Here is a 299-nt window from a genome sequence, read left to right as displayed (position 1 = left end):
CTAACTCCGTGCCAGCAGCCGCGGTAATACGGAGGGGGTTAGCGTTGTTCGGAATTACTGGGCGTAAAGCGTGCGCAGGCGGCTCTTTAAGTCAGATGTGAAAGCCCCGGGCTTAACCTGGGAATTGCGTTTGAAACTGGAGGGCTGGAGTGTGGCAGAGGGAGGTGGAATTCCACGTGTAGCAGTGAAATGCGTAGAGATGTGGAGGAACACCAATGGCGAAGGCAGCCTCCTGGGCCAACACTGACGCTCATGCACGAAAGCGTGGGGAGCAAACAGGATTAGATACCCCAGTAGTC

General features: G+C 55.9%; 1 rRNA gene. It reads left to right on the top strand.

Annotated features, from left to right (window positions below):
* Positions 1-299, top strand: a 16S ribosomal RNA gene (locus ACTHSL_RS13385); the annotation flags it as partial.

Source organism: Neisseria sp. P0008.S010 (assembly GCF_051962715.1).
GTDB classification, from domain to species: domain Bacteria; phylum Pseudomonadota; class Gammaproteobacteria; order Burkholderiales; family Neisseriaceae; genus Neisseria; species Neisseria elongata.
This window is presented reverse-complemented; position numbering and strand designations above follow the sequence as displayed.